Below are 8,091 nucleotides of genomic sequence, written 5' to 3'. Positions count from 1 at the left end.
GAACCACGGTTGATTAAGGATTTATTGTACTGCTTCCAGTTAGTTGTTTTGTAACGAGGTTTAGGCATGAGGCTACGACGATTGATGGGCGTAGCCGCTCAGATCGTAGTTTCTTGATTTAGTTCCATCGAATTACGCAACAAAGCCTCTCTTCTCTCCCATTCAATGAAAACGTTTACGTTTTTTCACTCTAGTACTGATGCATCCAGCATTGACTTGGTGTTGGTATAAGACCTCAGAATCGCCCACTTATCTACTTTCAGATACTGATTCATTTTTTCAATCTATGTCATATTTAGCGATTGATCTGTGGAAACGTTTACACTTTGCGGATTTGATCACGGATCTTAGGGGGCGTTGATTGGTAGACTTTTCATCAATATTAGGCGTTGAGCGTTTTGCGCTCATCAAGACACGGAGAGCGAGTCGGTTTACACATCTATAATTTAGGTACAGGCAAAGGCTCAAGCGTGCTTGAAATGGTCAATGCGTTTGGCACCGCCTGCGGAACACCTGTGCCTTACGAGATCTGTCCTCGTGGTCCGGGTGATATTGCTGAATGTTGGGCGAGTACAGACAAAGCTCACCAAGATTTAGGCTGGCGAGCCACGCGCACTATTGACGAAATGGCGGCGGATACATGGAACTGGCAATCGAATAATCCTAATGGTTATGCCGACGCATAATGGACAACAAATTAGAGCTGAGTGTGAAAATGTCGAACGTTACCTTTAACCCTGTAGATCATCCACATCGTCGCTATAACCCACTAACGGGTCAATGGATTCTTGTCTCTCCTCATCGTGCTAAGCGTCCATGGAGTGGAGCCGATGAGAAGCCCGCGACCGAAGCGTTACCAAGCTACGATGAGAAGTGTTTTCTATGTCCAACCAATGAGCGTATCTCTGGCGATGTCAACCCGGACTATCAGGGCACCTACGTGTTTTCCAATGACTTTGCCGCCTTGATGACAGATTCTCCTGATGCGCCAGAGTCAGATAGCCCACTGTTCAAAACACAAGGTGTACGCGGCCTAAGTCGAGTGATCTGTTTTTCACCGGATCACTCTAAGACGCTACCTGAACTCCCTGTAGAAAAAATTCGTGGTGTGATCGATACCTGGGATGAGCAAATCGAACAGTTGGGTAAAGAGTACTTGTGGGTTCAAGCGTTCGAAAATAAAGGCGAGACAATGGGCTGTTCGCAACCCCACCCCCACGGCCAGATCTGGGCTAATAGCTTCTTGCCTAATGAAATTGAACGCAAAGAGCACAATCTAAAAGCTTACTATCAAGAGCACGGCTCTAACTTATTGGTCGATTACGTCACGGCTGAGGTGAAAGATGGTTCGCGAATTGTTGTTGAAACTGAACATTGGGTAGCGCTTGTTCCATATTGGGCGGCTTGGCCGTTTGAAACCATGTTGCTGCCCAAAGTACATATTCGCCGTATGAGTGAATTAACTGAATCACAGCGTGATGATTTGGCGATTGCGATTAAAAAGCTCACCAGTCGTTATGACAACTTATTTGAGTGTTCTTTCCCATACTCAATGGGCTGGCACTATGCACCGTTTTTCGAGCAAGGCACAGATATTGAACATTGGCAGCTTCATGCGCTCTTCTATCCGCCGCTACTGCGCAGTGCCACGGTACGTAAGTTTATGGTTGGCTATGAAATGCTCGCAGAAAGCCAGCGCGATTTAACCGCAGAGCAAGCGGCAGAGCGTCTACGCGCTGTTAGTGATGTTCATTACAAAGAATCTAATTAGCGATGATGAGTAACGTCATCGCAATATTAAAAGAGGTTAGGGAACTACTATGTCTGAACTAATTCAAGCAGTAAAAACATCGTTTGAGCAGGTGCTGAATTATCAACCAACGCATATTATTCAAGCGCCGGGTCGGGTTAACTTGATCGGTGAGCATACTGACTACAATGATGGTTTCGTGCTCCCATGTGCGATTGATTACCAAACCGTGGTTGCAGCAGCAAAGCGCGATGACAACCTAGTGCGCTTGGTCTCTGTTGATTATGACAACGATGTTGATGAGTTCGATATTACCCAAGAGATTACCTTTCAAGAAGACAGAATGTGGCCGAACTATATTCGTGGTGTGGTGAAGTGCTTGTTAGCCCGTGGTTATGAGTTCAAAGGCGCGGATATTTCTGTGAGCGGAAATGTACCTCAAGGAGCTGGCCTAAGTTCGTCTGCAGCACTAGAGGTTGTGATCGGACAAACGTTCAAAGAGCTTTACGGCTTAGATATCTCGCAAGCTGAAATCGCGCTCAATGGTCAACAGGCTGAGAATGAGTTCGTTGGCTGTAACTGCGGAATCATGGATCAGATGATTTCAGCCGAGGGTAAAGAGAATCATGCCATGTTGCTTGATTGTCGTAGCCTAGAAACCGAAGCAGTGTCGATGCCACAAGGTATGTCGGTGGTAATTATTAACTCCAACAAAAAACGTGGCCTAGTCGATAGTGAGTACAACACCCGTCGTGAACAGTGCGAAGCGGCAGCTAAAGCGTTTGGCGTTAAAGCCCTGCGCGATGTCACGATCGATCAGTTTAACGAAAAAGCGGCACAGCTTGATGAACTCGTCGCTAAGCGTGCTCGTCATGTTATTACTGAAAATCAGCGTACCCTTGAAGCTGCAGAAGCGTTGCGTTCACACGATATGAAGCGTATGGGTGAACTGATGGCTGAATCTCATGCATCAATGCGTGACGATTTTGAAATTACCGTTAAAGAGATCGACACCCTGGTTGAGATCGTTAAACAAGTGATCGGTGATCAGGGTGGCGTGCGCATGACTGGTGGCGGCTTTGGTGGCTGTATTGTCGCGGTTATGCCTCCGGAATTGGTCGAGCCAGTCAAGTCGGCGGTGGAAACTCTTTACCAAGCTTCTACTGGGCTGAAGGAATCTATCTATGTGTGCCAAGCTAAAAGCGGTGCGGGCCTAGTGGAGTAATTGAGCGATGGATTACTCTATATTTGAAACAATGACTGCGCAGGCGGCCTATGATGGGCGACCTGCACGGTTAATCGAATTGACCAATGCTAATGGGGTTAGCATTGTGTTGATGGACATCGGAGCCACCTGGCTCAGTTGTTGTTTACCTTTGGCGTGTGGTGAGCTACGCGAAGTTCTGTTAGGTGTAGGGGCCATGGCAGATTTCGAGCGACACAAAAGTTACATGGGGGTAACGGTTGGTCGTTACGCGAACCGCATTGCCAATGGTTTTTTTGCCATAGATGGACAGAGTTTTCAGCTCGACACCAACCAAGCGGGTAACTGCTTGCATGGTGGCACAGAAGGCTTTGATAAAACTCGCTGGGAAGTGGTAGAGCAGAGTGCGAGCCATGTGGTATTCGGGCTACTTTCCCAAGATGGCGATCAAGGTTTCCCAGGTGAGCTAAGTGTGCAAGTTCGTTATCAGCTTAGTGATGATGGGCGCTTTGATATTGAGTATTTTGCTCACTCTAATAAGGCAACGCCAATTAACCTAACCAATCATGCTTACTTTAATCTTAATGGTAGTGAGAGTGAGTTTGATGGTCTTTGTCACCAGCTATATATCAAAGCCGATCACTATCTGCCGACCACCGATGTCGGTATCCCACTCGGGCAGTTGGAAAGCGTAGAGGGAACAGGATTTGATTTTCGAGTCACTAAGAGCGTGGCTCAAGATCTGTTGCTAGATGAGCAGCAGAAACCCGCCAAAGGCTATGACCATAGTTATTGGTTTGATCCACATCGAGATGTAGCAGAGCCGGTAGCTAAGCTAACTAGTCAGGATGGCCAAGTGAGTATGACAGTTACTACCTCTAAGCCTGCAATGCAGCTCTATACCGGCAATTGGCTTGACGGTACACCTTCGCGAAGCGGCGGCGAGTATTCCGATTATGCGGGCATAGCACTGGAAACTCAATTTCTTCCTGATTCACCTAACCACTCAGAATGGCAACAGCCAAGCTGCATCTTGCAGCCAGAGCAAGAGTATCGCTACAAAACCACTTACCAGTTTAGTTGTTAGGTCAACAAGCCCTAGCAGATCCACCCATTTTGTTAGCTATGCTGGCTGATGAAATGGGTGTTATAACAGTTCAAACTCGTCAATCGCCTGTCTAGCTTCTTTCAATGAACAGCCAGACTCAGCCACTAACTGGTTCACTGTCATATTTGGCGTGTGAGCGAGTAGGTCAGCCAAGTTAACAATCGGTTTGGGCAGGGCTTTATCAATGGCTTCAACTATCCATCTGTGAGCATCAAGGTCAAGTTGAGTCGCCAATATTCTCAATTGCTGCTCTTCTCCATTGAGTTGCCAGTTTCTAGAGCGACGAACGCGCTTTAACTGACAGCCATTTTCACTAGCCAAGCTTAAGACAATTGATTTGTCGGGTACTCGGTGAACAAAGCTATTTAGAGGGACAGATATCATAGAGATTAGAGATTGTTGCTACTTAAGGTTCACTCTATCCTAACTGCTGACAAACCGCCAAGTGCTCTGACACTGCTTAGTGGGTTGAGTAAACTCTCACATAATTCTTTTGATAACTTTCTCCTATTGAATTGATAGAAACAGCCAAATTTACCTATCAACGTGTAATTGGCAATATACCTCCATCGACGCAAGGCAGCGTTCAAACAATAGATTAAAGAGAGAGTAAAATCATGATCAACACACAAATCAAACCATTCGCAGCAACAGCATTCAAAAACGGCGAGTTCGTAGAAATCACTGAGCAAGATGTTATCGGCAAGTGGGCGGTATTCTTCTTCTACCCAGCTGATTTTACTTTCGTATGTCCAACAGAACTTGTTGACTTACAAGAGAAGTACGCAGAGCTTCAATCTCGTGGTGTAGAAGTTTACTCAGTATCAACGGATACTCACTTCTCTCACAAAGCATGGCACGACACTTCAGACAAGATCGGTACCATTGAGTACTTCATGGTAGGTGACCAAACAGGCACTATCACTAACAACTTTAACGTAATGCGTGAAGGTCAAGGCCTTGCAGACCGTGCAACATTCCTAATTGACCCAGAAGGCACAATCCAAGCAATGGAAATCACTGCTGAAGGTATTGGCCGTGACGCAGAAGACCTACTACGTAAAGTTAAAGCTGCACAGTACGTAGCTGCAAACCCAGGTGAAGTTTGCCCAGCTAAATGGAAAGAAGGTGAAGAGACACTTGCACCATCTCTAGACCTAGTCGGTAAAATTTAATCTTGATACCAGGTTTGTACAGGTATGCCTTGCTCTGCTCCTATCGAGCTTGGCATACCGCCTCAATATAAAGCCGTACCCATAGTTGGGTGCGGCTTTTTAATATCTCTAGAGACTTGGTTTTTTACTTATATTCTTGATAGGTTTTACCTACTAAATCGATAGAAACGTTCAGATTTACCTATCTTAATCAGCAGGGCAATATAGACCCATCAACGCAATAAAGCGCACCGAATAATAAATTTACAGCAGGTAATATCATGTTAGATCAAGCGATGAAGCAACAGCTAAAAGCATACCTAGATAACTTAAAAACAGACGTTCAATTAGTCTTGAGTTTGGATAGCAGCGAGACAGCAAACAAGCTCCAAGCATTAGCGGATGACATCGCTTCATTGACCGATAAAATTCAAGTGACTCGCGATGATAGTGCCAGTGAGCGTCAACCAATTATGCAGGTTGTCAATCAAGCTAAAGGCACGTCGATTGGTTTTGCTGGTTTACCTATGGGGCATGAGTTTACTTCTCTGGTATTAGCGCTACTGCATAGTGGTGGTCACCCAATTAAGCTAGAAGCGGATGTCATTGAGCAGATTGCTTCGCTTAACCAACCATTGAACGTTGAAATCTTTATTTCTCTCTCGTGTCAGAACTGTCCGGAAGTGGTTCAAGCTTTCAACATGATGTCGGCAATTAACCCGCTAATCAAAACCACTATGATTGATGGTGCGGCCTTCCAAGATGAAGTGAAATCTCGCGACATCATGGCGGTGCCAAGTGTGTTCGTTAACGGCGAACTGTTTGGTCAAGGTCGTATGTCATTAGCTGAAATCCTTAACAAGGTTGATTCAGGTGCAGCAGAGAAAAAAGCGGCAAGCTTAAACCAACAAGCGCCATTTGATGTTCTTGTGGTTGGCGGTGGCCCTGCTGGTTCTTCAGCTGCTATATACGCAGCGCGTAAAGGTATCCGCACCGGTGTTGTTGCTGACCGTTTTGGTGGTCAGGTGATGGATACTATGGCGGTTGAGAACTTTATTTCTGTTAAAGCGACCACAGGTCCGAAACTGGTGGCTAGCCTAGAAGAGCATGTAAAAGAGTACGGTGTAGAGGTTATCACTGAGCAACGTGCAGCGAATATCATCGATGCAGAGCAAACGGATGATGGTTACATTCATGTCGAGCTTGAAAGTGGTGCTGTATTGAAAGCTCGCTCTGTGATTACGAGTACAGGTGCTCGTTGGAGAGAGATGAATGTCCCAGGTGAGCAAGAGTATCGCAACAAAGGCGTCGCGTACTGCCCACACTGTGATGGCCCACTGTTCAAAGGCAAGAAGACTGCTGTGATAGGCGGAGGAAACTCAGGTATTGAAGCGGCTATTGACTTAGCGGGTATCGTGGAGCACGTGACGGTACTAGAGTTTGCAGACACGCTTCGCGCTGACCAAGTGCTTATCGATAAAGCTAATGCAACGCCAAATATTGAAATCATCAAAATGGCGCAAACGACTCAAGTGCTAGGCGATGGCAACCGTGTGACAGGTATTGAGTATCAAGACCGCAATACAGGCACGATTCATAAGATTGAACTAGCAGGTATCTTTGTTCAGATCGGCTTAGTGCCAAACAGCGAGTGGTTGAAAGGTTCTAAGGTAGAGTTGTCGCCACGTGGTGAGATTGAGGTTGATGCTCATGGCGCAACATCAATGAAAGGTGTATTCGCGGCAGGTGATGTGACAACGGTTCCTTACAAGCAGATCATCATCGCTATGGGTGAAGGCGCTAAAGCAAGTTTGGGGGCGTTTGATTACTTGATTCGTACCCCTGCGCCAGAGCAAGTCGCTGAGAACGCGTAAAAAATAGAAATCTCCCCTGTCCATATCATTTGCAAACATTTCGTCGCAGCTCGACACCACTTCCAAGCAATTGGAAGTGGTTTTTTTTATTGCTGTAAACAAGGGTTATTTGTTGTTCTTTCCATCCTCAAACCATTTGTGAGTGAAGTCGATGAATGCGGCCAGTTTGCTGCTATTGCGTAACTGAGGAGGGTAAATCATGTAGATATGACTTCTGGCAATGAAATAGTCTGGCAGCAGTTGTACCAATTGACCGTTATCCAAAGAGGGTTGCACTAGATAGTTTGGCATTTTGATAATGCCTTTATTCTGCAGAGCAGCGTTGAGTAATAGTAAATTATCGTTAATCCGAATATCGCCATCGGTTTCTACTTCAATCGTTTTAGTACTGTCAGTAAATTTCCAACGGCCTAAGTTTGGGTCCGACAAACAGTTGTGCTGAGTCAACTCATCAGGATGGTTTGGCACGCCATATTTTTCAAGATAGTCAGGAGAGGCGCAGCAGATATGCTGATAGGGAATAAGCCCCTTGGCTATCATATTCTCAGGTGGGTTATTGGTGGCACGAATAGCCAGATCATAGTGACTTTTTGAAAGGTCGACACGGTGATAGCCAACATCTAAATCGAACTGAACTTCAGGGTAGAGCTGCTGGAACTCTCGGCAAATATCAATCAGGAAACGATGGCTAAAAATGGTTGGAGCTGTGATGCGTAGTAAGCCACTGACGTCGCTCTTGGTGTGGTCGAGATCTTTTTCCAATTCGACGATCGAGGCATTAATTAACTGCATTTTAGCGAGTATCTTTTCACCTGCAGCAGTCAGACGCACATTGCGAGTGGAGCGAATCAATAGGCTAGTGCCAAGCTCTTGCTCGAGTTGGTTGATTTGCGAGGAGAGATAGCTGCGTGAAATATCCAATGTTTCAGCCGCTTTAGAGAAGCTAAGCTGTTTGGCCACTTCGCTAAATAGAGCGTATCGCTCAAAGCGTTTGTGCTTCT

The 8,091-nt window shown here is 45.9% G+C and carries 7 protein-coding genes and 1 pseudogene; 6 read left to right on the top strand and 2 right to left on the bottom strand.

Annotation, left to right across the window (positions count from 1 at the left end):
• Nucleotides 1-416 precede the first annotated feature (416 nt).
• The 4 genes and pseudogenes from QTO00_RS10670 to galM all read left to right on the top strand — a co-directional run.
• Nucleotides 417-686, top strand: a pseudogene (locus tag QTO00_RS10670) (UDP-glucose 4-epimerase); the annotation flags it as partial.
• A gap of 29 nt (nucleotides 687-715) precedes the next feature.
• Nucleotides 716-1,771: a UDP-glucose--hexose-1-phosphate uridylyltransferase gene (locus QTO00_RS10665; RefSeq protein ID WP_331424770.1), complete on the top strand. Its 1,056-nt coding sequence runs from the start codon at nucleotides 716-718 to the stop codon at nucleotides 1,769-1,771.
• A gap of 49 nt (nucleotides 1,772-1,820) precedes the next feature.
• On the top strand, nucleotides 1,821-2,975 hold the full coding sequence (galK, locus tag QTO00_RS10660; RefSeq protein WP_331424769.1) for a galactokinase: 1,155 nt from the start codon (nucleotides 1,821-1,823) through the stop codon (nucleotides 2,973-2,975).
• 7 nt (nucleotides 2,976-2,982) lie between these two features.
• A complete protein-coding gene (gene galM, locus QTO00_RS10655) occupies nucleotides 2,983-4,041 on the top strand; it encodes a galactose-1-epimerase (protein WP_331424768.1) in 1,059 nt (352 codons plus the stop codon).
• 60 nt (nucleotides 4,042-4,101) lie between these two features.
• Here the strand turns inward: galM and QTO00_RS10650 are convergent, their stop codons facing one another.
• Nucleotides 4,102-4,446, bottom strand: coding sequence for a ribosome recycling factor family protein (locus tag QTO00_RS10650; RefSeq protein ID WP_331424766.1), 345 nt, complete (start codon nucleotides 4,444-4,446; stop codon nucleotides 4,102-4,104).
• A gap of 233 nt (nucleotides 4,447-4,679) precedes the next feature.
• Here QTO00_RS10650 and ahpC point away from each other — a divergent pair, with 233 nt between their 5' ends.
• The gene (gene ahpC / locus QTO00_RS10645) at nucleotides 4,680-5,237 is read left to right on the top strand and encodes an alkyl hydroperoxide reductase subunit C (RefSeq protein ID WP_038206075.1); all 558 of its coding nucleotides are present in this window, start codon (nucleotides 4,680-4,682) and stop codon (nucleotides 5,235-5,237) included.
• Nucleotides 5,238-5,497: 260 nt separating this feature from the next.
• Entirely contained in the window at nucleotides 5,498-7,090 is a 1,593-nt protein-coding gene (ahpF, locus tag QTO00_RS10640; protein WP_331424764.1) for an alkyl hydroperoxide reductase subunit F, read from the top strand.
• Nucleotides 7,091-7,195: 105 nt separating this feature from the next.
• Here the strand turns inward: ahpF and QTO00_RS10635 are convergent.
• The coding region (locus QTO00_RS10635; RefSeq protein WP_331424762.1) for a LysR family transcriptional regulator at nucleotides 7,196-8,091 on the bottom strand (896 nt) is incomplete at its 5' end.

The organism is Vibrio sp. M260118 (assembly GCF_036533755.1).
Classification (GTDB): Bacteria; Pseudomonadota; Gammaproteobacteria; order Enterobacterales; family Vibrionaceae; genus Vibrio.
This window is presented reverse-complemented; position numbering and strand designations above follow the sequence as displayed.

Coding starts and splice junctions, on each gene's coding strand:
- QTO00_RS10665 (WP_331424770.1), top strand. CDS start 716: ATGTCGAACGTTACCTTTAACCCTGTAGATCATCCACATCGTCGCTAT.
- galK (WP_331424769.1), top strand. CDS start 1,821: ATGTCTGAACTAATTCAAGCAGTAAAAACATCGTTTGAGCAGGTGCTG.
- galM (WP_331424768.1), top strand. CDS start 2,983: ATGGATTACTCTATATTTGAAACAATGACTGCGCAGGCGGCCTATGAT.
- QTO00_RS10650 (WP_331424766.1), bottom strand. CDS start 4,446: ATGATATCTGTCCCTCTAAATAGCTTTGTTCACCGAGTACCCGACAAA.
- ahpC (WP_038206075.1), top strand. CDS start 4,680: ATGATCAACACACAAATCAAACCATTCGCAGCAACAGCATTCAAAAAC.
- ahpF (WP_331424764.1), top strand. CDS start 5,498: ATGTTAGATCAAGCGATGAAGCAACAGCTAAAAGCATACCTAGATAAC.